28 protein-coding genes are annotated in these 24133 nt (G+C 60.8%); 11 read left to right on the top strand and 17 right to left on the bottom strand.

Annotation, left to right across the window (positions count from 1 at the left end; translation table 11 throughout):
* Positions 1–65: 65 nt before the first annotated feature.
* Genes dsbG through dsbD form a run of 3 tightly spaced genes read right to left on the bottom strand, consistent with a single transcriptional unit; the run spans position 66 to position 3426 of the window.
* Entirely contained in the window at positions 66–836 is a 771-nt protein-coding gene (gene dsbG, locus J2Y90_RS23660; RefSeq protein WP_064361570.1) for a thiol:disulfide interchange protein DsbG, read from the bottom strand.
* A complete protein-coding gene (locus tag J2Y90_RS23655; protein WP_253503934.1) occupies positions 812–1693 on the bottom strand; it encodes a TlpA disulfide reductase family protein in 882 nt (293 codons plus the stop codon). The genes dsbG and J2Y90_RS23655 overlap by 25 nt, the downstream gene beginning before the upstream one ends.
* Entirely contained in the window at positions 1693–3426 is a 1734-nt protein-coding gene (gene dsbD / locus J2Y90_RS23650) for a protein-disulfide reductase DsbD (protein ID WP_253503931.1), read from the bottom strand. Before dsbD ends, J2Y90_RS23655 begins: the two co-directional genes overlap by 1 nt.
* Positions 3427–3581: 155 nt before the next feature.
* On the opposite strand from dsbD, the gene J2Y90_RS23645 reads away from it, so the two are divergent.
* The 5 genes from J2Y90_RS23645 to J2Y90_RS23625 all read left to right on the top strand — a co-directional run bounded on the left by J2Y90_RS23645 (position 3582) and on the right by J2Y90_RS23625 (position 8140).
* Positions 3582–4262 (top strand): response regulator, encoded by a 681-nt coding sequence (locus J2Y90_RS23645; protein ID WP_253503929.1) that lies wholly within the window; start codon positions 3582–3584, stop codon positions 4260–4262.
* The gene (locus J2Y90_RS23640; RefSeq protein ID WP_253503926.1) at positions 4262–5587 is read left to right on the top strand and encodes an ATP-binding protein; all 1326 of its coding nucleotides are present in this window, start codon (positions 4262–4264) and stop codon (positions 5585–5587) included. The genes J2Y90_RS23645 and J2Y90_RS23640 overlap by 1 nt, the downstream gene beginning before the upstream one ends.
* A 203-nt stretch (positions 5588–5790) precedes the next feature.
* Complete coding sequence (locus J2Y90_RS23635) at positions 5791–6312, top strand: GNAT family N-acetyltransferase (RefSeq protein WP_253503923.1); 522 nt, start codon at positions 5791–5793, stop codon at positions 6310–6312.
* Positions 6313–6418: 106 nt separating this feature from the next.
* A complete protein-coding gene (locus J2Y90_RS23630) occupies positions 6419–7831 on the top strand; it encodes an aspartate aminotransferase family protein (protein WP_253503920.1) in 1413 nt (470 codons plus the stop codon).
* An 84-nt stretch (positions 7832–7915) separates the two neighbouring features.
* Positions 7916–8140 (top strand): MbtH family protein, encoded by a 225-nt coding sequence (locus J2Y90_RS23625; RefSeq protein WP_041478467.1) that lies wholly within the window; start codon positions 7916–7918, stop codon positions 8138–8140.
* Positions 8141–8316: 176 nt separating this feature from the next.
* Here J2Y90_RS23625 and J2Y90_RS23620 read toward each other — a convergent pair whose 3' ends face one another.
* From J2Y90_RS23620 to soxR, 10 genes are all read right to left on the bottom strand, one after another.
* Positions 8317–9222, bottom strand: a complete 906-nt coding sequence (locus tag J2Y90_RS23620) for a metal ABC transporter substrate-binding protein (RefSeq protein ID WP_253503916.1) — start codon at positions 9220–9222, stop codon at positions 8317–8319.
* Positions 9223–10122, bottom strand: a complete 900-nt coding sequence (locus J2Y90_RS23615; RefSeq protein ID WP_007917717.1) for a metal ABC transporter permease — start codon at positions 10120–10122, stop codon at positions 9223–9225.
* Positions 10122–10973: a metal ABC transporter ATP-binding protein gene (locus tag J2Y90_RS23610; protein WP_253503913.1), complete on the bottom strand. Its 852-nt coding sequence runs from the start codon at positions 10971–10973 to the stop codon at positions 10122–10124. The genes J2Y90_RS23615 and J2Y90_RS23610 overlap by 1 nt, the downstream gene beginning before the upstream one ends.
* Positions 10970–11899, bottom strand: coding sequence for a metal ABC transporter substrate-binding protein (locus tag J2Y90_RS23605; RefSeq protein ID WP_186567932.1), 930 nt, complete (start codon positions 11897–11899; stop codon positions 10970–10972). Before J2Y90_RS23605 ends, J2Y90_RS23610 begins: the two co-directional genes overlap by 4 nt.
* 35 nt (positions 11900–11934) lie before the next feature.
* A complete protein-coding gene (locus tag J2Y90_RS23600) occupies positions 11935–12510 on the bottom strand; it encodes a DUF6162 family protein (protein WP_253503910.1) in 576 nt (191 codons plus the stop codon).
* Complete coding sequence (locus tag J2Y90_RS23595; protein ID WP_253503907.1) at positions 12507–12848, bottom strand: hypothetical protein; 342 nt, start codon at positions 12846–12848, stop codon at positions 12507–12509. The genes J2Y90_RS23600 and J2Y90_RS23595 overlap by 4 nt, the downstream gene beginning before the upstream one ends.
* Positions 12845–13387, bottom strand: a complete 543-nt coding sequence (locus J2Y90_RS23590; protein WP_253503904.1) for a thiamine pyrophosphate-binding protein — start codon at positions 13385–13387, stop codon at positions 12845–12847. Before J2Y90_RS23590 ends, J2Y90_RS23595 begins: the two co-directional genes overlap by 4 nt.
* The gene (locus J2Y90_RS23585) at positions 13384–14583 is read right to left on the bottom strand and encodes a PepSY-associated TM helix domain-containing protein (RefSeq protein ID WP_016770800.1); all 1200 of its coding nucleotides are present in this window, start codon (positions 14581–14583) and stop codon (positions 13384–13386) included. Before J2Y90_RS23585 ends, J2Y90_RS23590 begins: the two co-directional genes overlap by 4 nt.
* 212 nt (positions 14584–14795) lie before the next feature.
* Entirely contained in the window at positions 14796–15254 is a 459-nt protein-coding gene (locus tag J2Y90_RS23580; protein WP_253503901.1) for a VOC family protein, read from the bottom strand.
* Between the two features lie 112 nt (positions 15255–15366).
* Positions 15367–15819, bottom strand: a complete 453-nt coding sequence (gene soxR / locus J2Y90_RS23575) for a redox-sensitive transcriptional activator SoxR (RefSeq protein ID WP_253503898.1) — start codon at positions 15817–15819, stop codon at positions 15367–15369.
* Between the two features lie 93 nt (positions 15820–15912).
* On the opposite strand from soxR, the gene J2Y90_RS23570 reads away from it, so the two are divergent.
* The 5 genes from J2Y90_RS23570 to J2Y90_RS23550 all read left to right on the top strand — a co-directional run bounded on the left by J2Y90_RS23570 (position 15913) and on the right by J2Y90_RS23550 (position 20612).
* Positions 15913–16266, top strand: coding sequence for an antibiotic biosynthesis monooxygenase (locus tag J2Y90_RS23570; protein ID WP_253503895.1), 354 nt, complete (start codon positions 15913–15915; stop codon positions 16264–16266).
* Between the two features lie 111 nt (positions 16267–16377).
* Positions 16378–16647, top strand: coding sequence for a hypothetical protein (locus J2Y90_RS23565; RefSeq protein WP_056788593.1), 270 nt, complete (start codon positions 16378–16380; stop codon positions 16645–16647).
* A gap of 101 nt (positions 16648–16748) precedes the next feature.
* Positions 16749–17363, top strand: coding sequence for a LysE family translocator (locus tag J2Y90_RS23560; protein WP_123419086.1), 615 nt, complete (start codon positions 16749–16751; stop codon positions 17361–17363).
* 205 nt (positions 17364–17568) lie between these two features.
* Entirely contained in the window at positions 17569–18735 is a 1167-nt protein-coding gene (locus J2Y90_RS23555) for an aminotransferase class V-fold PLP-dependent enzyme (protein WP_253503892.1), read from the top strand.
* A 68-nt stretch (positions 18736–18803) separates the two neighbouring features.
* Positions 18804–20612, top strand: coding sequence for an aminopeptidase P family protein (locus J2Y90_RS23550; protein ID WP_253503889.1), 1809 nt, complete (start codon positions 18804–18806; stop codon positions 20610–20612).
* Between the two features lie 43 nt (positions 20613–20655).
* Here J2Y90_RS23550 and J2Y90_RS23545 read toward each other — a convergent pair whose 3' ends face one another.
* Positions 20656–21252, bottom strand: coding sequence for a 2-hydroxychromene-2-carboxylate isomerase (locus J2Y90_RS23545; protein ID WP_253503886.1), 597 nt, complete (start codon positions 21250–21252; stop codon positions 20656–20658).
* A gap of 38 nt (positions 21253–21290) precedes the next feature.
* Complete coding sequence (locus J2Y90_RS23540) at positions 21291–22019, bottom strand: SDR family oxidoreductase (protein WP_253503883.1); 729 nt, start codon at positions 22017–22019, stop codon at positions 21291–21293.
* A 91-nt stretch (positions 22020–22110) separates the two neighbouring features.
* Here J2Y90_RS23540 and J2Y90_RS23535 point away from each other — a divergent pair, with 91 nt between their 5' ends.
* The gene (locus J2Y90_RS23535) at positions 22111–22680 is read left to right on the top strand and encodes a TetR/AcrR family transcriptional regulator (RefSeq protein WP_253503881.1); all 570 of its coding nucleotides are present in this window, start codon (positions 22111–22113) and stop codon (positions 22678–22680) included.
* Here the strand turns inward: J2Y90_RS23535 and J2Y90_RS23530 are convergent, their stop codons facing one another.
* Positions 22681–22962 carry a hypothetical protein gene (locus J2Y90_RS23530; RefSeq protein ID WP_039759777.1) on the bottom strand — a complete coding sequence of 94 codons (282 nt, stop codon included), beginning with the start codon at positions 22960–22962 and terminating at the stop codon, positions 22681–22683. It lies immediately after the preceding gene.
* A 169-nt stretch (positions 22963–23131) separates the two neighbouring features.
* On the bottom strand, positions 23132–24019 hold the full coding sequence (gene rhtA / locus J2Y90_RS23525) for a threonine/homoserine exporter RhtA (protein WP_253503878.1): 888 nt from the start codon (positions 24017–24019) through the stop codon (positions 23132–23134).
* Between the last annotated feature and the right edge of the window lie 114 nt (positions 24020–24133).

The following is a 24133-nucleotide window of genomic DNA, read 5'->3' as shown; positions in this document are numbered from 1 at the left end:
AGGAATGCAGTCAACTGTAGGAGTGAGCCTGCTCGCGATTGGGGCCGGTTCAGACGATGAAAAAACTACTTGGGCCCGAGAATCTTCACCAGCTTGTCCGGCGAAGGCGCGCCTTGCTGTTGTTGCAGTTCGCCTTTGTCGTCCAGGTAGAAAATCGCCGGGGTGGCCTGCAGTTCCAGGTCTTCCATCAACTGCATGTTCGCCGCGAGTTTGCTCTGCACGGCGACCGGAATGTCTTTGAGAGCCTTCAGCGCGCTGCCCTTGCCAGCCTTTTCGTGATCTTCCAGGGCTTTGGCCGGGTCTTTCGCCGCCAGTAGCGCGGCGGATTTGCCCGGGCTGTCTTCACGAATGATGCCGACCATGATGTGGCGCAGCTGCACTTTGCCGGCCTTGACCCATGGCCGCGCCTGTTCCCAGAACATGTTGCAGTACGGGCAGTTCGGATCGCTGAACAGGTACACCGTGCGCGGCGCATCCTTGTTGCCGTCCTGAATCCAGTTGCTCGCCTCGAACTTGGCCCAGACTTCCTTGGACATTGGCGCGTACACCAGTTTTTGCAGTGGTTCGCTGCTCAGGTCCTTGCCGTCGGCGTCGTACAGATTGCCCACCACGACGTGTTTGCCGTCCGGGGTCAGGTACAGCGCCATGCCGCGATTCTGGTATTGCGCGGCGTACCCGCGCAGGCCATCGGGGGCGTCGAACTGGCCGACGATTTTCGCGCCCTTGGCTTCGATCTTCTTGATCGCCGCGGGCAGTTCTTCAGCAGCCTGCACCGACGGCAAGTGCAGCAGGGCAGTGCCCAGGGTCAGCGTCAGCAGGTGGCGGAGGCGGGGCATGGCAGTTTCCTTGCAGAGTTGGCCGGGGCAACGGCCTGATTCGGGCTTGAAGGTGAAGTGTCGAAGGTTTCCAGGGCGCGGGCGAGGCTGGCGTTCGACAGTTCACCGAGGTGACTGGTCAGCAAGCGACCGTCCGGGCTATAGAACAGCGTAGTCGGTAGCGCCATGGAACCCACGGCCTGACCGAGACGGCCGCTGCGGTCGAACAGCACGTTGGTCAGGCTCAGGCCCTGGGTTTCCAGGAACGTGGCCACGCTTTGCATGCTTTCGGCCTGATTGACGAACAGGAATGTCAGATCCGGGCGCTGTTGCTGAGCATTTTCCAGCACCGGCATTTCCCGCCGGCACGGTGGGCACCAGGTCGCCCAAAGGTTGATCACCAATGGCCCGCCCTGATAGTCACTGAGCTTGATGGTTTGCCCAGCGGCATTGCGCAGGGAAATGTCCGGCAGCCGTGTACCCTGTTCGTAGATGTTCAGCGAGAGGGTGGCGAGCAGCCAGAACGCCACGCCACTGACCACACCAAAGCCCAACGGTCGGCGTAAACCGGGACGACGCCAGCCGCGATACAACGCCGCCAGCAGCAGCACGATCACCCCGGGCCAGGCGAGGAATCCACCGTCGCGCAGATCGATGATCTGCCACGGGTCGGTGCGGTAATGCGACCAGTACAGCGCGACAAAGGCAATGCGCGCCGCGAGCATGCCCAGCAAAAACAGGCTGAACAGCGCCGACTCGGGGTTATCGCCGCCGCGCTTGGCCACTCGCCAGCCGACAAACGTCGCCAGTGCCAGAGCACTGATCAGCAGCAGGTGATTGAGCGCGATGGCGAAGGTGCCGAGGGTGAACGTCAGCATCAGTTGGCGTCTCGGGTAGTGGACCAGCGTTGCAGGAACGCGTCGGCATCCACCTCACCGGTGATGCGCTGGCTGCGGCGTTCTTCACCGTCAGCGCCGATCCAGATGAAAGTCGGCGGCCCCGGCACTTTATAGCGACTGAGCAGCTCGCGGCTGGCGGCATTGTCAGCAGTCACATCCAGACGCAACAGGCGCACATCGTTCAGGGCCTGCATGACTTTGGCCTCACCGAACACCTTTTTCTCCATGACCTTGCACGACACACACCAGTCGGCGTAGTAATCGAGCAACACCCACTGACCCTGGGCCTTGGCCGCGTCGAGTTCGCGTTGCAGGGCCTCCGGTTCCTTAATTGTGCTGAAGGCATCGTGGCCCGTCGGCGCTGCGCTGGCGACAGGGCCGGCGCTGTAGACCTGCAATGGCTGGTACGGATCATCACTGCCGCCAGCCGCACCGATTACCAACAAGCTGCCCCACAAACCGAGCAACAGGGACAGAGCGCCAAACATCTGCGCGACGCGGCCAAAACCTTCTGACTGTTTCCAGGCGCTGTAAGCCGCAATCAGCAGCAGCGCGCCACACAGGCCCAGCCACAATGACGGGTCCAGTACCGGACGCAGCATCAACAATGCGGTTGCGAGAAAGAGGAAGCCGAATATGCCTTTGAGCAGATTCATCCACGCCCCGGGTTTCGGCAGGAATCGGTTGCCCACGGTGACCAGTAGCAACAGCGGCACACCGATGCCGATGCCCAGCGCAAACAGAATCAGACCGCCGTGCAGCGCATTACCGCTTTGCGCGATGTACAGCAGCGCACCGGCCAGTGGCGCGGTCATGCACGGCCCGACCAGCAGACCGGACAATGCGCCCAGCACGCCGGCGCCGATCAGACTGCCGCCGCTGCGGCTGCGTGAAGCGTGTTCAAGTCGATCACGCAGCGCCACCGGCAGCTGCAGCTCGAAGAAGCCGAACATCGGCAATGCCAGCACCACGAAAATCGCCGCAAACGCACCGAGCAGCCAGGGATTCTGCAACCACGCCTGCAGGTTCGCACCGAGCAGCGCGGCGATAACGCCCATCGCTGCGTACACCAGCGCCATGCAGATCACATAGCTGCTGGCCAAGGCCAAGCCGCGCCGAGGGGTGGCGCCACTGCCGACAATCATCCCGGCCAGAATCGGCAGCATTGGCAGTGAGCACGGGGTAAACGCCAACAGCAGGCCGAGGCCGAAGAACACCAACAGGCTCCAGCCCAGCGCCCGTTGTTGCAAGCTGCTGGCCAAGGCCTGATCGGGCGCTTCCCCGCCAGTTGTCGCTGCGGCTTTGCCGCCCAGATCGATTACCCGGGTTTGCGGTGGATAGCACAGGCCGGCATCGGCGCAGCCCTGATAACTGACTTTGATCTGCCCGCTGGCCGCAGCCGGGATTTTTATTTCCAGGCCTTGGCGGTATACCGGCTGCTCGCCGAAGAACTCGTCGCTATGGGATTCGCCTTCAGGCAACACCGGCTGCTGATCGGCGGCCAGTCCGTCGAATTTCAAGCGTTTCTGATACAGGTAGTAGCCGTCGGTGATCTGCCAGAACAGCTGGGTTTCCCCCGACTCCAGACGCTCTGAGGTGAGTACGAATGCCTGGTCGACGGGTAAAAAGTCCGGCTTGGACTCGAACGGATTGTTTCCGGCCTGGGCCAGGCCGGAAATCAGTAAAGCAAACAGAAGAAAAAAATGACGCATGGAGGAGCCTTGTCCCTGTGCAATTGAGGTGCACAATGGGCAGCGGCGATTAACCGATGATTAACCGCGATGCCCTTGTCGCAGTGACGTTCGGCGCCATAATGTCAGCTTAATCGGCCAACCGCCTAATCCGCTTTTTTCCTTTGGGATTCACCATGCACGTACTGGTTTGCGAAGACGATGAGCTGATCGCCAGCGGCATCGTTGCCGGGCTCACGGCTCAGGGCCTGACCGTCGAGCACGTCAACGCCGCGTCGAAGGCGCGGGCGATGCTCAAGGTCGCCGAGTTCGACGTGATGGTGCTCGATCTTGGCCTGCCCGACGAAGATGGCCTCAAGTTGCTCCAGCAATTGCGCCAGAGCGGCCTGGAGATTCCGGTGCTGATTCTCACCGCTCGCGATTCTGTGACGGATCGCGTCGACGGTTTGCAGGCCGGCGCCGACGATTACCTGCTCAAGCCATTCGACCTGCGCGAACTGTTCGCCCGCCTGCAAACCTTGTTGCGCCGAGTGGCCGGGCGCAGTGTCAATCTGATCGAGCACGGCGCGCTCACCTACGACCCGAGCAGCCGGGAAACCCGCCTGGCCGGACAACCGGTGGACTTGTCGCGCCGCGAGCAGTCGCTGCTGCAGGCGCTGCTACACAATCGTGGCCGGGTGCTGTCCACCGAGCAACTGAAGGACAGCGTCTACGGTTTCAACGATGAACTGGAAAGCAACGCACTGAACGTGCATATCCATCATCTGCGCAGCAAGCTCGGCAAAGGCATTGTCGAGACCGTGCGCGGTCTGGGCTATCGCCTCGGGCCTGCCGATGGCGGAGAGCAGCGCAAGTGATGAGTCTGCGCCTGCGCCTGAGCCTGACGCTCGGCGCCGCCTTCGCGCTGATCTGGGCACTGGCGGCGGCGTGGATGCTCAGCGATCTGCGCAATCAGATGATGTTTTCCCTCGACCAGCGTCTGGTCGCTTCGGCGCGCATGGTCGCCGGCTTGCTCGAGCAATTGCCGACGCTGCCGAGCAAAGGCGAAGGCACCCACTTCAGCGCCGAACAACTGAATATCCCCGGCGGCATGGCCTGTCAGGTCAGCTCTTTGCGCGGGGAAATTCTTGCCCGTAGCCACAACAATCCCGAACAAGCGCTGGAAGCGGAGAAAATGGGCTTTCACGATCAGATGATCGACGGCGCACCGTGGCGCAGTTTCACCCTCGCCCGCGGCGATGTGCGCATCACTACGGCAGACCGGCAGATCGAGCGCGAAGCCTTGAACATGTCGATTCTGCTCGCCGCTTCGGTGCCGGTGGGTGTGGCGTTGCTTGGCTGCCTGTGCCTCTTGTGGCTGGGTATCGGCCAGGGTCTGGCGCCGCTCAATCGTCTGCGCGAAGCGCTGATGCGGCGTAATGCCGACTCTCTTGAGCCTTTGCAATTGCAGGCGTTTCCCAGCGAACTGAAGCCGTTGCTGGAAACCCAGAATCAGTTGTTCCAGCGCATCGGCAAGACCATCGAACGTGAGCGCCGCCTGACCGGCGATGCCGCGCATGAACTGCGCAGTCCGCTGACGGCGATCAAGACCCACCTGCAAGTCGCGCGCATGACCGACGGCACTGCCCGCGATCAATCGCTGGCCCGGGCCGAGGAGGGTGCCGATCGCCTGCACCGCACCCTTGAACAGTTGCTGTTGCTGGCGCGGGTCGAAGGCAGTCTGTCGTTCGATGACGGCTCGCAATGCAGCGCCGAGCAAGTGGCCAGACTGGCGATCCAGGACGCCACCGGCGGTGAACGGCTGCGGATCAAACTGCATGTGCCGGCCGATTTGTCCGCCGCACCATTGCAAATGCCCGCGGCGCTGGCAATTGCTGCACTGCGCAACCTGCTCGACAACGCCCTGCGCCATACGCCTGAAGATTGCGCGGTCGAGGTCAATCTGGAAAACATCGGCAATCGCGTGCGTTTTGTCGTGCGCGACCATGGTCCGGGCATTGCGCCGGATGACTTGCAGTATCTGACTCAACGCTTCTGGCGCAACGGTCAGAGCACCGGTTGCGGTTTGGGTCTGGCGATTGTTCAGGCAATCGTTCAGCGCTGTGATTGTGCCCTGCATTTCGACAGCCGCCCGGATGGCTTGCGGGTCGAACTGACCATGCCGTTGCAAGCCGCACAATAACCCTGTGTAGGAGCTGTCGAAGGCTGCGATCTTTTGATCTTGACCTTTATCTTGAAACAAAATCAAAAGATCGCAGCCTTCGGCGGCTCCTACGGGGCGCTGTGTTCGGGCACATGAAATGTAACTTCTCGACATTCGCTATCCGGCAGCGCCGGGGCTAAGGTCAACGCAGCTTTGACTCAATGGATTGAGGGAACTGCGCCATGGAAGCACCCATCTGCATTCGTCCGGCCCGATTGGCCGACGCTGGCATCATCAGCCGCATTATCGAGCGTTCGGTCCGCGTCGGATGTGCACTCGATCACCGCAACAATTCGTCGATTGTCAGCGACTGGGTCAGCCAGTCCTGCGTCGATTTCATCAGTAGGCGGCTCGCCGACCCGCACTTTTACCTCTGTGTCGCTTTGTTTGAAGAGAAACCGGTCGGTGTCGGCATGGCCCAGGCCTGCGGCGACATTCCCCTGTGCTACGTGCAGCCGGAATCCTTTCGTCGCGGCGTTGGCCGGGCGCTGATGCAGGATCTCGAGGGCTGGTTGCGGGTTCGCGGTGTACAGAGTGTTCATCTCAATAGCACCCACACCGCCGAGGCGTTCTATCGGCATCTGGGGTATCAACAAGCCGCGCCAACTGCCATCTCCAATGGCTTGCAGACCGTGCCGCTGCACAAACCGTTGGCCTCACCAGCCTTACAACTCGATCAAGGGTGTAAATCCGCACCGCGCTGAAGCGTTTCCAGAACAGGAAAACCTGCAAGTGCGCCCCGCGACCGGAACGCGCACCTGTCGGTGTGCTGTTTTGGTCACTATCCATAGCGAATTGAGGGGTCGAGAGATGTCAGTCGCCACCAGCCTTATCGAAGAATCGTCGGCCCGGGTCGCCTCGGCGCCAGCGGAGACGTTATACGAATTCCACGAATCACCGTTACTGGCGCGCCAGAGTCGGCAGGAATCCAATGCGCGCAGCTATCCGCGGCGCATTCCGCTGGCGCTCAAGCGTGCCAAGGGCCTGTATGTCGAGGATGTCGAGGGGCGCACATTCATCGACTGCCTGGCCGGGGCCGGCACGCTCGCGCTGGGGCATAACCACCCGGTAGTGATCGAGGCAATCCAGCATGTGCTGGCCGATGAGTTGCCGCTGCACACCCTCGACCTGACCACGCCGGTCAAAGATCAATTCGTTCAGGATCTGTTCGGCTTGCTGCCGACGGAACTGGCGGCGCAGGCGAAAATCCAGTTCTGCGGCCCGACCGGCACAGACGCCGTGGAGGCAGCACTGAAACTGGTCCGCACCGCCACCGGGCGCAGCACCGTGCTGTCATTTTCCGGCGGTTATCACGGCATGAGTCAGGGCGCGTTGAGCCTGATGGGCAGCCTGGGGCCAAAAAAACCACTGGGTGCCTTGCTCAGCAATGGCGTGCAATTCATGCCGTTCCCCTACGACTACCGTTGCCCGTTCGGCCTCGGCGGCACGGCGGGCGTCAACGCCAATCTGAGCTATCTGGAAAATCTGCTGAACGATCCCGAGGCTGGCGTGCAGTTGCCGGCAGCGGTGATTGTCGAGGCGGTGCAGGGCGAAGGCGGGGTGATACCCGCTGATATCGAGTGGTTGCGCGGCTTGCGCCGGATCACCGAGCAGGCCGGTGTGGCGCTGATTGTCGATGAGATCCAGAGCGGTTTCGCCCGTACCGGCAAGATGTTTGCCTTTGAACATGCGGGCATGGTTCCGGATGTGGTGGTGTTGTCCAAAGCCATCGGCGGCAGCCTGCCCTTGGCGGTGGTGGTTTACCGCGACTGGCTCGACACCTGGCAACCGGGCGCCCATGCCGGCACGTTCCGCGGCAATCAGATGGCCATGGCCGCAGGTTCAGCGGTGATGCGCTATCTGGTAGAGCACAAGGTCTGCGAACACGCCGCCGCCATGGGCGATCGACTCAGCGAGCATCTGCGCATTCTGCAACGCGACTTCCCGCAGTTGGGCGACATCCGCGGGCGCGGCCTGATGCTCGGCGTCGAACTGGTCGACCCGAGCGGCGCACCTGATGCGCTCGGTCATCCGCCGGCATTTGCCCGTCTGGCGCCGCTGGTTCAGCGTGAATGCCTCAAGCGTGGCCTGATTCTGGAGCTGGGCGGCCGCCATGGCGCAGTGGTGCGCTTCCTGCCGCCGCTGGTGATCACCGCAGCGGAAATCGATCGGGTGGCCGAGATCTTCGGTCGCGCATTGGCCGCTGCCACCGCCGCGCTGTAAATTTTTCCGCGCGGCGAACGTTCTTTCTACATACCCCGGCTGCATCCTTTTTTGCAGCCGACCTTACAACGATGGAGAACCAGCATGACGTCAGTATTCGACCGCGAGGACATCCTCTTTCAGGTCGTGGTCAACCACGAAGAGCAATACTCGATCTGGCCCGATTACAAAGCCGTACCGGAAGGCTGGCGCACCGTAGGCAAGAGCGGCCTGAAAAAGGAATGCCTGGCCTACATCGAAGAAGTCTGGACCGACATGCGCCCGTTGAGCCTGCGCCAGAAGATGGATGCACAAGTCGCGGCGCAATAAGTGACCGGGCAGAAAAAACCCGCTGGACCAGTGATGGTCAGCGGGTTTTTTCATGTCTGGAGAGTGGCGCTGTCAGTGCTGGCCTCTTCGCGAGCAGGCTCGCTCCCACAGCGAACGCATTGCCAATGTGGGAGCGAGCCTGCTCGCGAAGAACGATAACGCGGTCGTGCCTGAAATTACGCTCCGCTCAGCCCCTTGAGCAACAGATCCATATTCCCCTCCAGCTCCGCCAGCGGATCCGCCGCATCAGTACTCAACACCACCAGTCGGCTGCCGGATTCGGCAATTGCCGCTTTCACCGGCTCCGCTGGCTGGCGATGGTGCAGCACCACCGCTACGTCGTTGTCCTTGAGCGTTGCTGTCAGCTTCTTCAGTGCTTCAGGCGTCCACTCGGCATCAGGACGCGCATCCTGTCCGGCCAGTTCGAGGTTGAGGCTGCCAATCAGATAGCCGAAGTGATCGCTCAGGCTCATCACACTCAGATTGTCCGCCTCGGCCAGACGCGCTTCGGTGTCCGCGCTGAGTTTCAGCAGACGCTGTTTCAACGCCGCCAGATTGGCTTCGATCGCAGGCTTGGCGCTCGGTGCCAGGCGCACCAGGTCCGCCGCCATCACATCCGCCATGCGCCCCATGTTGTTGCTCGCCAGCCATGGCTGACTGTTCAGGCCATCAACCTGCACGCCCGGCTGCACAGCGATGCCGGGCAGGGCGCCGTCGACCGGGCGGGCAGCGTCGACTTCGACGATACGGATGTTGCTGCGCCGAGCGATCGGGTACAGCGGATCATCGGCCCACAGCGAACGCAGACCGATCACCGCGTCCGCGTCGGTGGCCAGTTTGCTCAGGGCCGGAGCGCCTCGGCCGGTGAAATAAGCAGTCTGGCGGCTGCCGGGCAGGTTGGCCGGAGCTGCGCGCTCGAGCTTGACGTCGGTGCCTTTGAGCAGCGCTTCGCCGAGGCCGACGGTAATCGGCAACGAGGCCAGAACGCGCAAGGGTTTTGCACTTTCAGCAGCCATCAACGGCGTGCAGACCACGCCACACAGCGCCATGGCCAGAGTCAGGTTTCGCAATGAAAAAGCCATTTATCCAAGGTTCCCTTTCAGGCTGGGGACAACACCGCGCGCGATGGCGGCGAGGGCGAAAGCGATGCCGGCGACCAGAATGATCGCGGCGCCGGATGGAATCGGCAGGTCGAACACGATCGGCGCAAGAATCCCGCACAGCGTGCTGACGGTTGCGATCAGCACCGAACACCAGAAAAACCCTTTGAGCGACTGGCTGAGCAAGCGCGCCGCCGCCGCCGGAATCACCAGCAAGGCACCGACCAGAATCGCACCGATGACTTTCACCGCGGCGACGGTGATCAAGGTCACCAGGATCACGAACAGGTAATCCAAGGTCTTGACCGCTACGCCACGCACCGCCGCCAGTTGCGGATTGAAACTGGCGAGCATGATGCGGTTGTACAGCGGCAGGGCGAGGGCCATGACCAGCGACCCGACGATCGCCAGCACTGCCAGATCATTGCCGTTGACCGTCAGTACCGAACCGAACAGCACGTTTTCCAGAATGTGCACGTTGATCTTGCCGGCAAGGATCAGCAGCAGGCTCGCGCCCAGTGCCAGCGACACCGAGAGAAACACGCCGATCAGCGTATCCGGTGCCAGCCCGGTACGGTTGCGCAGGTAATTGAGCAGGATGCCGAACAGCAGGCAATAACCGAACAGGCTGCCGTACGGGCCGGTGTAGGGTTCGCCGAGCAGAATGCCGATGGCCACCCCGGTCAGTGCGGCATGGCCGACCGCTTCAGAGAAGAACGCGAAGCGCTTGACCACCACCAGCGTGCCGAGCCCACCGAGCACCGGGCCGATCAGCAGACCGGCGAGCAGCGCATTGACCACAAATCCGTAGGCCAGCGCTTCCGGTAGATAACCCGAAGATGCCCAACCCTGGACCATCAAACGAAAGGCTTCGTAACTCATCAGACCGCGCTCCGTGGATGGGTGGAAAACAGCGTCAGCAGACGCTCCGGAGTCAGTGCCTTTTGCGGTGTGGCATCGAACAGCACGCGGCGGTTGAGACCGGTGACCCGATCGGCCAGCCGACCCACCGCTTCCAGATCATGCTCGATCCACAGCACGGTGATGCCCACCGCGCGCCAGTCAGTGAGCAGACGTTCGAACACCTGAATCCCGGCCTCATCGAGGGCCGACATCGGCTCGTCGAGCACCAGCAATTGCGGCGCCGGGATCAAGCCCTGCGCGAGCAATACCCGCTGACGCTCACCACCGGACAGCGCGCCCATGCGCCGCTTGCGCTTGTCCTGCATGCCGACCCGTGCCAGCGCCTCGCCGATGGCGCCGGCGTAATGCTTGCTCAAGCCGAGAAAGGCCGGACGGCGCTGACACATGGCGGCCATGAAATCGTCGACGGTCATCGGCAACCCGCGATCGAACTCCAGCGCCTGCGGAACATACCCAATGGTGCCGGGCTCGCCGGGCCAGTGCAGGCTGAGCTGGCCCTGATGCGGCATCTGCCCGAGCAGCGTCTTGATCAGCGAGCTCTTGCCACCGCCGTTGGGGCCGACCAGCGCATGCACGCTGCCGGGCTGCACCTGGAAGCTGACCTTGTCGAGAATCGTCGTGCGCCCGAGCGTCAGGCTGACTTCCGCAAACTCCAGCGCCGGCCCATTTCTCCCCCGTGGGAGCGAGCTTGCTCGCGAAAACGGAGTGTCATTCAACAAAGATGTTGCCTGATCCGGCGCCTTCGCGAGCAAGCTCGCTCCCACAGGGGGTTCAGCGTGATGGGCGATCAGGGTTTCTTTCGACGTCATGCCCCCGACTCCTGAATCGCCCGAACCACGGTGTTGAGGTTGCCGGTCATTTCCTTTTCGTACTTGTCGGCGGTGTATTCGCCGTAGGAAATGTGCGACAGCGGGTACAGCTTCACCCCGGATTCGCGCTGGATGGTGTCGACGTAGCTGGACGGGAAATCCATCTCCGAGAAGATTACTTTCACGTCGAGTTCGCGCAATTGATCGATGGTCTTTTTCAGCTGACTTGGACTTGGCTCGATGCCGTGAGCGGGCTCGACCACGGCTGTGACTTCCAGACCGAATTCGCGCAACAGATAGTCGTATGCCGCGTGCACCGTGGCTACGCGCAGTTCGGCATTCGGTGCCTGGGTCAGTTTGGCCAACGCGTCGGCGCGCATCTGCCGCAGGCGTTTGCCGTAAGCACGGGCGTTCTGGGTGTAGGTCTTGGCGTTGTCCGGGTCGATCTTGCCCAGTTCGCGGGCGATGTTGTTGACCTGGGCGATGGAGGCGCTGATCGACAGGAACGTGTGCGGGTTGACCACTTTGCCGGCGCCGCGCGCAGCGACACCGGTGGCCGCCAGCAGCGGCACGTTCTCGTTGGCTTCGATGGTTTTTACGTTGGGTGTTTCACTGGCGGCGATCATCCGGTCGGCGAAGTCGTCATGGCCGACGCCGTTGAGCACGATCACGTCCAGACCGCTGATGCGCTTGATGTCTTCGGCCCTCGGCTCATAGGCGTGCGGGTTGAAGCCAGCGGGAATCAGTGGCACCACTTCGGCCTTGTCGCCGACGATGTTGGCGACATAGCTGTAATACGGATGCAGGGTGATGCCGATGCGCAGGCGTTTGCCTTGCTCGGCGCTGGCCAATGGGCTCAGCAGGCAGGCGCACAGGCCAAGCAGAAACAGGCGTAACAATGGACGGCGAGGAGATGAAATGGGCATGGGCAAGCAGTCTTCTCTCGGATAAAGGCGAGGAATCAATGGCGATGTTCGCGGGTAACCCCGGCATCGAATTGCGCGACGATCTGTTTCCAGCCAGCGGCGGAGAGCGCGGCGTCGGACAGATCCTGCGCAGACGCGAGGTCGGCGCTGCGGTTCAGCCAGATGTCCGGCGCAGCGTTGGCATCGGCACCGACACGCATCAGAAAAGAACCGGCGACATCAGGCGTGGCGCTGCGACCGAAGTAGGCGCGGTCGGCGAGCATCTGCCACGCATGACCGCCGCGGCTGACCGAACTGGCATCCTGGGCGAACGGCGCGAAACCCTCTTCGGCCAGCACCTGTGGCGTCGGCAGGGCTTTTTGCTCTTCGCGCAGCAAGCGGATTTCGTCGAGGGTCACCCGCAGGTCGGCATAGATGCCTTGCTCGGCGGCGCTGAGGTCGCGACGGGCATCGTACTGGTTGCTCGCGACGGGCTCCGGTTCATGGGAAACCCCGCGCCATGCCACCACCGAGCCGGCGACCGCGAGGATCAGCAGGCACAACAGCAGCACATTGAGGGTTTCATGGCCGGCGCCAGCCGGGCGTACCACTTGAGTTGTCGGGCTACTCATGGCGCTTCGATATCCGCCTGGTCGATTTCCACGACATGGCCGGGGCCGGCGTCGAACAACACATAGAACTCGCTGCCGGGTTTCTTGAATGTCAGGGTCGAGTCATCACCCAGTTTGCCCGGCACCAAAATGGTTTCGTCGTAGCCGATCACGTCGAGCGTCACGCCCGGCGCGCCGCTGCCATCGGAGAAACCGCCGGTGCATTTGATCTGTTCGGCATCGATGGCTTTGCATTCGCACATCGGGTTGTGCGCCAGGGCGCCGGCACTGAAACCGGCGCTCAGCACCAGCAGCGCGGCACTTGCCAGCAAGCGGGGGTTTAGTTGTGAGCGAGTCATGGTTTGGCTCCTTGTCTGTTCAGCCACGCAACCGTGGCGGGGGAGGCTTGGCTCAGGGGTATCGCGGCCTGGTGCATGCTGCCGTCCCAGCCTTCCATGGTGATCCACAGCTCGGCGTCAGGTTTGGTCTTTGCCGGGATCGGCATCTGCGTGCCCATGCGATACGGGGTGCCGAAGAAGATGGTGCCGGCGGCGCGCAGACTGCGCGGTTTGCCGATACGCAAGTAAGTGGCCTTGACCTGCTCGACGCAGGTATCACAGACGGCAGCAGTGAAATCCTTCATATAGCCGGCCGGGCCGCTCAGGTGCGGCGCCTCTTCGCGCAGCTCAGCCAGACGCAGGCTCCACGGGCCGACCTGAACGGTGCCTATTTCCCGTTGGCCCAGGCCACTGTCGCCGCGAAACAGCGAGGCGTCGGCAAAGTATTTTGGCATGAAGCCCAGCGGGATCAGCAACAGCAAAACGTTGATGTGGAAGCGCCACTTGTGCCAGAAACGCGACAGGCGAGACGGCGGTGTGACCGAGATGGCTTTGTTCACAGGCTGGCCTCCGAAGGTTCACGGCGCAGCGCCGGTTGGGCGGTGACGCGGTTTTTCTTGTCCTCGCGTTTCAGCGCATTGGCGGTGGCCAGCGCGGTGCGCTTGGTCCAGATCAGCAGGCCGCTGAGGATCATCATGCTCAGCAACAGACCGAAGAAGAACCAGATCAACTTGATCCAGATACCGCCGAAGTCACCGGTGTGCAGCGGGCGCATGGATTCGGTGACGAATTCCAGCGAGGAGCGGTCGGACAGCAAGCGTGATGAAGCCATTTCGCCGTTGTACGGATTGAGCGTCGCGGTCTGGTACATCAGCGGATACCAGCCGCGACCGCTGACGCTCATGTGCGAGTAGGCATTGCCCGGCAGGTTGACGTAACTGGCTTCCAGCCCCGGAATTTTCTGCTGGGCGATTTCGATGGCGCGGTCCAGGCTGATCCGCGGCGGCGGGGTGCCGGCGGCGGAGATCGGCACACTTTCGCGGGACATTGCCGGGATGATCGGTTCGCTGGAAATGGAAATCTGGTTATCGAACAGGATCGCCTTGATCAGGAACCAGATGCCGGTGATGGAAATCACCGCGATGAACCAGATCGACCAGATTCCGCACAGGCGATGGAAGTCGCCCCAGAAGATCCGCGCGCCATGGCGTACGCGCAGGGTCGGGCGCAGAAAACCTTTCCAGAAGCGCTTGTAGACCACCAGCCCGGTAATCAGCGAAACCAGCATCGGCACGCCGAGCAATGACACCAGATACCAGCCCCAGCTGTAGCCGTTGGTGAACGGCACCAGCCACCAGCCGTGCAGGGCGCGGGTGAACGCCTTGAAGTCGAAGGCCGGTGCGGTGCCCTGAATGACGCCGGTGTACGGATTGACGTAGACCGTCAACGAGCGCCCGTCGGGGTAGCTGACTTCGACATCGAGGGCGAAGTGCGATTCGTCCGGGCGGTTGATGCTCTGCACCAGGGTTTGCGGCTCGGCTTGTTTGATCGCGGCAAGAATCTGGTCGTAGCTCAGTCGCGGCGCGTCGTCCGACGGCTGACTGGCGCGCATTTGCGGATTGGCCAGCCAGACGATTTCCTGGCTGACCACCGCCAGCGTACCGGTGACACAGACGATCAGTACAAAGAACCAGATCGGCAACGCCAGCCAGCTATGCACCAGGAACCACAGTTTGGAACGGGATTTCTTCGACATGATTGCGCGTCTTGATAGCGGTGGAAGGGGCCAGGCTACGGGCTTCGCAGCACGGAACTCCCCGGAAGGCCGTTCGTGGCTTTTGCCTACGCGAACGGCCTGCATTCCTATAAGACGTATGAGCGAAGAAAATCCCGAAAGCGGATATGAAAGCAAATGTTTCGCAATTACATCAGTAGTGCGTTTTGGCGGTCGGTCCGGGCAACAAGTCGTCAGTTTTGGTTGAACATTTCCATCGCTCGTTGGCGAATCTGCTCTTCGCTCAGGTCTTCCTTGTGGGTGGCGAGAAACCATAAATGGCCGAACGGATCTCTCAAGGTGCCGCTGCGATCACCGTAAAACTGGTCTTTGACCTCGGAGACACTTTGCGCACCGGCATCCAGCGCTTGTCGAAAGGACTGGTCGACATCGGGCACGTACAGGTGCAAACCGATCGAAACCGCCTGCTGCGGATTGCTCAACGGCCCTTGATCGCAAGGCGTGCCGAGCATGATCGCGCTGTCGCCGATGCGCAGCTCGGCATGGCCGATATTGCCGTCGGGCATGGTCAGACGCATGACTTCGCTGGCATTGAAGGCTTTCTTGTAGAAATCGATGGCCTCGGCGGCCTGTTGGATGCCGAGATACGGGGTAATGCTGTGATACCCCTCAGGAATGGGTTTGACGCTCATGACGTTCTCCCTGTTTTTGTTTTCAACAGATGGGGTTGCTCCGGATTTGTCCGGAGCAATCACTATAGAACCGTCCTCGCAGCGCAGGTTTTCTGCCGACGAGCAGCGCGCATCACGCATCGCGAAAGTGCGGGCCTGGGCCTCGGTCACCTAGCACGTCACCCTTATTGCGCAATGGACACGCCTCCATGGACAGACAGCCGCAGCCGATGCACCCGGTGAGCTGATCGCGCATTAGCGTGAGTTGTCTGATCCGTTCGTCGAGCTCGCGCTGCCACTGTTCAGACAGCATTTTCCAGTCCGCCGCCGACGGCGCGCGATTCTGCGGCAGGATCTTCAGCGCTTCGCCGATCTCCGCCAGCGGTATCCCCAGCCGTTGCGCGACTTTGATCAATGCCACCCGGCGCAACACGGAGCGCGGATAGCGGCGCTGATTGCCGGCATTGCGTTCGCTCTTGATCAAACCTTTGGCTTCGTAAAAATGCAGCGCCGTGACCGCGACGCCACTGCGCGCCGCCACTTCCCCGACGGTGAGGGGTTTATGCACCTGGTCTTTGCTGATCATGGAGAAAATGCTCTTGACCTTGACTTAACTAGAGGTTTTACCCTGCAGCTCTTCGGGTCGCAAGGCTCGCTTCAAGATGAGTGGGGGCTTTCCATGAGCAATCGCAGCTTTACCCAATTGATCGAATTCGAAATCGAACCCCGTCAGCAAGCGGCGCTGGTCTCGGCACTGGCGACGCAGACCGAGCGTCTGGCTCAGCGTTATGACGGGTTTCTCAGTGCCAGCGTGCAAGCCAGCGACGACGGCCGCCGTGTGTTGAGCTTTCTGCAATGGCAAAGCCGCGAGGCGGGGGAGGCGGCGTTTCACAGTTTCGAAAACGGTGAGCAGGATTTCTGGCAACTGATCCGCACTCATCGGGCGAAAACCGTGACGTTCAATTCGTTCCAGGTGCACAGCAGCATTGCCCGCAGCCACGACGATGCGCTGCATTGCCGTCTGCCGGGTTAGCCCGTATTAGTGCAAACCTGATAGCCACTATTGAGAGCGTTGATTTCTGCGCGAGCGTGCCCGGGCGTAGCCTTTCTCCATCGACCCCACATTGCTCGCCAGGACGCTCCCATGAATCGTTTACTGACTGTTTCGCTGATGCTCGCTGTTTCCGTACTCGCCGGCTGTGCCAGCCATGTTTCGCCGGAGCTGCGCCCTTACACCGCTGAAGAATCCCGCGAATTGGCACTGGAAGCGCTGAACCGCAGCGGCCTGTCGTTCGACGAATACCACGCGAAAAAAGCCCAGTTGCTCGGCCAGCCGCAAAAGACTTTCGGCTTTGATCAACAGGGTGAGATGAGCGCCGAACGTGCCATACAGCTGCACGGACGTCCTAGCTGAAAGCAAACTGTACTGCTTGAAGTTTTCCCTAACTGTCCGTGGGTTTGCCGGGCGGCGTGGGATAGGGTCAACACCTGAATGACCCTGGATGGACTGCCTCGATGAACCTCTCGCTTGATCTGCTGTTGGGCTTTGCCCTGTTTGCTCTTGTCACCTCGATCACACCGGGGCCGAACAACACCATGTTGTTGGCATCCGGAGTGAATTTCGGCTTCAACCGCACCATTCCGCACATGCTCGGCATCAGTTGCGGGTTTTTTCTGTTGGTGGTGGCGGTGGGCTTCGGCCTTGGTGCGGTGTTTCAGGCCTACCCGATTCTTTATACGGTGCTGCGTTATGTCGGCGCCGCCTATTTGCTGTACCTGGCGTGGAAGATCGCCCACTCCGGCCCGGTCGGCGACGGTGCCGACGGCGAGGCGAAACCGATCAGTTATCTGGGCGCCGCGGCGTTTCAGTGGGTCAATCCCAAGGCGTGGATCATGGCCATCGGCGCCATCAGCACGTACACGCCGATGCAGGGCTATTTCTACAACGTCGTGGTCATCGCGGCGGTATTCGCCATCATCAACCTCCCAAGTGTTGGCCTGTGGGCAGCGTGCGGCACGCTGTTGCGCAATGTGCTCAAGGATCCGCGCTGGTTGCGCGTGTTCAATTGGGGCATGGCGGCGTTGCTCGTGATCTCGCTGTATCCGTTACTTCTCGAAAGCTTTCACTGACGCATTGCTTCAATCGTCGGCCCGATGCCTGTTAAGCTCGGTTTCAGGAGCGTTCCTACGCACTTTTAAATGAAGCCCTACTTCTTTAACGGCATCCGATCAGGTATTGATGACGCTCTCGAACCCATGCACAGCTCACGAGGCTGTGCATCGTCGTTTGCAGACACGAGCCTCCTGATCCCGGAACACGCTCTGCGAGTCCTTTATGAACACACGTCCGTTGTATTTCGATTACGCAGCCACCACCCCGGTGGACGAGCGGGTCATCAGGGTGATGACCGAATGTCTGGGTTTTCACGGTAACTTCGGTAACCCGGCTTCCAGCTCCCACGCCTTCGGCCAGCAGGCCCGGCAGACGGTCGAGCAGGCGCGCCGGCAAGTCGCCGATCTGGTCGGCGCGCAGCCTGAGCAGATCGTCTGGACCTCCGGTGCCACCGAGTCGAACAACCTCGCCCTCAAAGGCGTCGCCCAGGCCCGTGGCGTTTCTGGCGGCCACATGATTACCAGTCAGATCGAACACAAGGCCATTCTCGACACCGCCCGGCAATTGCAGGATTCGGGCATTGCCGTGACTTATCTGGTGCCAGACGCCGAAGGCTTGATCACGCCGCAAGCGGTCAGCGAAGCCATCCGTGACGACACGTTTCTGGTGTCGCTGATGCTGGTGAATAACGAGCTGGGCACGGTCAACGATGTCGAGGCGATTGGCGAGGTGGTGCGTAGTCGGCAGGCGCTGTTTCATGTCGATGCCGCGCAGGGCGCCGGCAAAGTCCCGATCGATCTGAGCCGCTGGCCGGTCGATCTGATGTCGTTTTCCGCACACAAACTCTACGGCCCCAAGGGCATCGGTGCCTTGTATGTCGGCCCGCACGCGCAGCAACGCTTGCAGGCGCAGATCCATGGCGGCGGCCACGAAGGTGGGTTGCGCTCCGGAACCCTGGCGACTCATCAGATTGCCGGTATGGGCGCAGCATTCGCTCTGGCCGCCGACGCATTCGATGAAGAGAAAAAATCCATCGTCGCTTTGCGCGAGCGTTTGCTCGAACAGCTTTTGAGTCTGCCGGGTGTGCGCCTCAATGGCAGTGCCTCGCAACGTATTCCGCACACCCTGAGCCTGACCTTCAGCGAGGGCGAGTTCAACAGTGCTGCGTTGAGCCATTCGATCGCGTTTTCCGCGACGTCGGCGTGTAATTCCGCAAGCAATGCGCCGTCCCACGTGCTGCTCGCGCTCGGGCATGATGAGCGGCTGGCGGGGCGCACTGTTCGCCTGAGCCTCGGGCGGTTCACCACCGTCGCGGATGTCGACAAGGCCGTCGAACTGATCAGAACCGCCTGCGCCAGTGCCCCGGCATTCTGGGCGACAGGGCTTTAAACAGCTGGCGCTTTCCATGGCCGAGAAGGCTACTCACAATAACGATGACGCGATTAGCAGGAGACATGATGAGTTCCCACACCTTGACCGAAGGATCGGTGCCTCAGCGCCTGGCGCATACCCGTGAACTGATGCGCCGCGAAGGCATCCATGCGCTGCTGGTGCCGTCCGCCGACCCGCATCTGTCGGAATATTTGCCGGGTTACTGGCAGGGCCGGCAATGGTTGTCGGGTTTCCACGGTTCGGTCGGTACGCTGATTGTCACTGCCGATTTCGCGGGTGTATGGGCCGACAGTCGTTACTGGGAACAGGCGACCAAAGAGCTCGACGGCAGCGGCATCGAACTGGTCAAGCTGCAACCGGGGCAGCCGAGCCCGCTGGACTGGCTGGCGGAGCAAACCCCCGAGGGCGGCGTGGTTGCAGTGGATGGTGCAGTAATGGCGGTGGCTTCGGCGCGCACACTGGGTAGCAAGCTCGAAGCACGCGGCGCGCGTTTGCGCACCGATATCGACTTGTTGCAGGAAGTCTGGCGTGATCGCCCAAGCCTGCCGAACGCGCCGATATATCAGCATCTGCCGCCGCAAGCGACTATCAGCCGTGGCGAGAAACTGGCGAAACTGCGCGAGACCTTGCAAGAGCGTGGCGCCGATTGGCATTTCATCGCCACCCTGGATGACATCGCCTGGCTGTTCAACCTGCGCGGCGGTGATGTCTCCTTCAATCCTGTGTTTGTTTCGTTTGCTTTGATCAATCAACAGCAGGCCACGCTATTTGTGGCGCTGAGCAAGGTCGATGCTGATCTGCGCGGCGTGCTCGAGCAGGACGGCGTGACGCTGCGTGACTACAGCGAAGTGGCCGATGCATTGCGTGCTGTGCCGAGCGGTGCGAGCCTGCTGGTCGATCCGGCGCGAGTAACCACAGGTTTGCTGGAGCATCTGGACAGTGGCGTGAAACTGGTCGAAGGCCTGAACCCGACCACGCTGGCCAAATCGCAGAAAAGCGAAGCCGATGCTCAGCACATCCGCAAAGCGATGGAGCAGGATGGCGCGGCATTGTGCGAATTCTTCGCCTGGCTGGAATCGGCGTGGGGTCGCGAGCGCATCACCGAGCTGACCATTGACGAGAAACTCACCGCCGCTCGCGAACGTCGCCCGGATTATGTTTCGCTGAGTTTCAACACCATCGCCGCGTTCAATGCCAATGGCGCGATGCCGCACTATCACGCTACGGAAGAAGAGCACGCGGTGATGGAGGGTGATGGTCTGTTGCTCATCGACTCCGGTGGCCAATACCTCGGCGGTACCACAGACATCACCCGCATGGTCCCGGTGGGTACGCCGACCCAAGAGCAGAAGCAGGATTGCACGCGTGTGTTGAAAGGCGTGATTGCCCTGTCGCGGGCACGGTTCCCGAAAGGCATTCTGTCGCCGCTGCTCGACGCCATTGCCCGTGCGCCGATCTGGGCTGAAAACGTCGACTACGGTCACGGCACCGGTCACGGCGTGGGCTATTTCCTCAACGTTCACGAAGGCCCGCAGGTGATTGCCTATCAGGCAGCGCCGGCGCCGCAAACGGCGATGCAGCCGGGGATGATTACCTCGATCGAACCCGGCACTTATCGCCCGGGCCGTTGGGGCGTGCGCATCGAGAACCTGGCGATGAACCGCGAGGCCGGCAGCAGCGAATTCGGCGACTTCCTCAAGTTCGAAACCCTGACGTTGTGCCCGATCGATACCCGTTGCCTGATTGCCGACCTGCTGACTCAGGAGGAGAAGCAATGGCTCAATGCTTATCACAGTGAAGTGCGTGAGCGTCTGAGCCCATTGCTGGATGGTGCGGCGCTGAGCTGGCTGAACGAGCGTACTGTGGCCATTTGATCGATTTAACCAAGGCACTGCTCGCGGTGCCTTGGGCTTGGCTTCAATCCTGGCGCAATGCCTCTTCTACGAAGTCGAGTCGATCCTGACCGAAGAAGAGCTGATCGCCGATGAACATGCTGGGGGCACCGAAAACGCCGCGCCTGATGGCGGCTTCGGTGTTTTCCTTGAGTGCAGCTTTTACTGATTCATCGTTGGTCAACGCCATTATCTCTTGGGGATCGAAGCCGTTTTCAGTGAGCACGGCGGCAGTGGCTTGCGGGTCGTTGAGGTTACGGCCTTCTACCCAAAGCGCCCTGAACAGACAATCGACGAACTCCGCGAAACGCTGCGGCTGGTGCATCTGCATGCCAGTGACGGCACGCATCAACGTCAGCGTGTTGATCGGAAAGTGCGGATTGAATTTGAGCTGGACGCCATAGCGTTTGGCAAATCGGTCTAGGTCTTGAAACATGTAGCGGCCCTTGGCCGGAATCACTGCCGGCGAAGCGTTACCGGTGGCTTTGAACACGCCTCCCAACAGCATCGGGATGTAGATCAGGTCGCTTCGGGTTTGCGCGCAAATCTTCGGCAACTGCGTGTATGCCAGATAGGTGGTGGGGCTGCCGAGGTCGAAGTAAAACTCCACTGTTTTCGTCATGATCAGGTTGCTCTCTTATTGTTGTAATGAGTAAGGGCTTACCAGCGTTCGTTCCATGGTCGCAGATCCAGCTCGAACGTCCATGCATCCCGTGGCTGGCTGTGCAGATACCAGTAGTTCTCAGCGATGTGCTCTGGATCGAGAATGCCGTCCTGATCCTTGGTCGCGTATTTTTCGGGAAAGCTGTTGCGGATGAAGTCGGTGTCGATCGCACCGTCCACTACGACATGGGCGACATGGATGTTCATCGGTCCCAGTTCCCTCGCCATGCTTTGGGCCAGTGCGCGGATACCGTGTTTGGCGCCAGCGAAAGCGGCGAATCCGGAAGCACCGCGCAGTCCGGCGGTGGCACCGGTAAACAGAATCGTGCCGCGCTGCCGGGTCACCATGCGCTTGGCCACTTCACGGGCATTGAGAAACCCGGAGAAACAGGCCATCTCCCAGATCTTGAAATACTTGCGTGCGGTTTCTTCGAGAATGCTGCATGGCACGTTGGCGCCGATGTTGAAGACAAAGGCCTCGATCGGACCGACGCGGGTTTCGATGTCTTCGATCAGAGCGACGACGTCTTCTTCCTTGCGCGCATCGCAGGCAAAACCATGAGCCTCACCGCCTTCAGCGACTATGGCGTCGACCAGTGGCTGCAGTTTGTCGGCGCTGCGCCGGGTCACGCAGGCAATGAATCCTTCATTGGCAAAACGCTTGGCAATCGCGCCGCCAGTGGCATCGCCCGCACCGACAACCAATACGACCTTCTTGTTATTCATGGGCGAATCCCTTTGGGTTAACGATCGTTTAGTTAACGAACGTTATGCTAGGATTCGGGCAGCGTCAAGGCGATCTATTTCAGGAGAGGACATGCGTTATTCAGCCGGACACAAATCGGAAACCCGCGAACGCTTGCTGCAAAGCAGCGCGCTTTCGGCAAAGAAATCGGGGTTTTCCACGGTGGGCGTGGATGGTCTGATGAAGGCTATTGGTTTGAGTGGCGCAGCGTTCTACAGCCACTTTTCCTCAAAGGATGGGTTGTTTGCTGCCATCGTCGAGCGAGAGTTGAGTGAAAGTCTTGAGCGTCTTGGTGGGCAGGGCGGTGCAGATCGGCAGCGGCTGGAGCGTTGTCTGAAGCAGTATCTGAGCATGGCCCACGTCGAGCAACCCGAGTCCGGCTGCGCGCTGCCGACATTGGGTGCAGAGATCGCGCGTGCCGATGTGCAGGTGCGTGAGCAGGCTGAAGAATGGATCTGTCGTCTCCAGCAAGGCTGGGCGCAGATACTGGAAAGTGAAAGCCTGGCCTGGTCGGTGCTTTCGCAATGCGTTGGCGCGTTGGTGGTCGCGCGGATGCTGGCAACACCGGACGTGCAGCGTACGGTATTGCGCTCGAGCCATGAGCAAATCACCCGTCAGCTCGCTTCCCCGCGAGCCGAGTAGTTATTTGCAGATGACGATCATGCTGCGGCTGGTATAACCGGCCGGGTTCAAGCCGAACGGGTAATCGCCAGGCTCTTCCACGGCATCCCCGGATTTGGCGATCACCTTGTATCCCTTGGGAGCGCAGGAGTTGGCGGCGCTGGTGTAGCACTTGTCCCATGAGGATGAAAGCCCGGAACAGTTGATATGCAGCCCCTTCTTGCCGCGCTTGACCTGGGTTTCCGAGGTCGCTGCGCAACTTGCGATCGCCAGCAGGGCGATCAATAGCAAAATTCGTTTCATTACCATCCTTAATAGCGGCCGCGAGTCTTGTGCTCGGGTCTGCCTGTATTCGCTCGCGTTTGCAGCGTTGTGCCGTCCCTTTGCGAAAAAATCCATGCCTGGCGATGGGTTACGAAGCTAAACATGGCCTAAATAAGCGCCAATTACCAGAGCCACTTTTCATTACGCTTCAGTCTGCCGCGACAGCAGGCTTTGCTCCGCTGCCCATGGTCATCGTTGCGCCCACGGAGGCCAGAATAATGCACAGGATGGCCAGCCATTGTGACAATGAAAGGTATTCCTGCAGAAAAAGCAGGCCCGATAGCGCGCCGAACGCGGGTTCGATACTCATGAGTGTGCCGAAGGTGCGCGCGGGCATTCGCGTCAGGGCAACCATTTCCAGGGTGTAGGGCAGGGCGGTGGACAGAATGGCGACCCCGATAGCGACGGGAATCAGTGAGGGTGTAAGCAGCGCAGCGCCGGCATGGACGATACCGATCGGCGCTACGAACAACGCGGCGATCATCACGCCCAACGCAGCCGTAGTCACTCCGTTGTCGGCGCCGGCTTTCTGTCCGAACAAGATATACAGCGCCCAGCAGACGCCAGCGCCCAATGCGTATCCTGCACCGACCAGGTCAATGCCGACGGTAGTTGCGCCGGTGGGTATCAGCAGCAGCAAGCCCGCGGCCGCGAGTGCGATCCACAGAAAGTCGATGGCGCGGCGAGAAGCATATATAGCCACGGCCAAAGGGCCTGTAAATTCCAGCGCAACGGCGATGCCCAGCGGCACCGTGCGCAGAGACATATAAAAGAGGAAGTTCATCCCGCCCAATGCCATGCCATAGACAATCACGGTACGAAGAGACTTGGCGGTCAGCTTTGCGCGCCATGGCCGGAGCAATAGCAGCATGATCACGCTGGCAAAGATCAGGCGCAGCGTGGTGGTGCCTTGTGCGCCGATAATCGGGAACATGCTTTTGGCCAGGGAGGCGCCAGACTGGATGGATGCCATGGCTATCATGAGCAGGCCTACCGGAAACAACATGGAGGCTAGGGAGCGAGGTTGTTCATTCATTACAGGGCGGCATCCAGGCAAAAGCAGACTGTTGTTATGGGAGTGGGCAATATACTGCGCATAGGATGGGGGCGCGTCTATATATAGAAGAGGTTTTTGCTGATTTGGAAGAAA

Origin of the sequence: Pseudomonas koreensis, from assembly GCF_024169245.1 — a bacterium.
GTDB classification, from domain to species: Bacteria; Pseudomonadota; Gammaproteobacteria; order Pseudomonadales; family Pseudomonadaceae; genus Aquipseudomonas; species Aquipseudomonas koreensis_F.
Note: the sequence above shows the minus strand (reverse complement) of the source record. Positions and strands in the feature narration are given on the sequence as shown.